The organism is Bacillus sp. SIMBA_031 (assembly GCF_046535225.1).
Lineage (GTDB): Bacteria > Bacillota > Bacilli > Bacillales > Bacillaceae > Bacillus > Bacillus velezensis.
The window spans coordinates 1-261 of sequence record NZ_JAWRXC010000379.1 but is presented as its reverse complement, the minus strand read 5'-3'; the positions used below and the strand labels follow the sequence as shown (position 1 = coordinate 261).

Below are 261 nucleotides of genomic sequence, written 5' to 3'. Positions count from 1 at the left end.
GCGAAGCTTACCGGCTTCACCGCTCCAGGCCGGCAGGTACTCCGGGATCGCGATGGTCTGGTTACCAGCGTAGGGCTTTTCGATTGAACGGTCGCCCAGGTCAGACTTGAAGTTCGCGACAGCGCTGGTGGGAATCGTCTGAAGGACATCCAGGTTGTTGCTGAGCAGGTCCTGGTACGCGGCGTCGTCGTTCTGGTAGATCTTGAACGTGATGCCACCGTTCTTGGCCTTGCGCGGACCGTTGTAGTCCGGGTTCGGAAC

1 protein-coding gene is annotated in these 261 nt (G+C 59.8%); it reads right to left on the bottom strand.

Annotated elements, in window-relative coordinates:
• A partial coding sequence (locus SB724_RS20710) for an ABC transporter substrate-binding protein (RefSeq protein WP_410572810.1) occupies nucleotides 1-261 on the bottom strand: 261 nt, incomplete at both ends.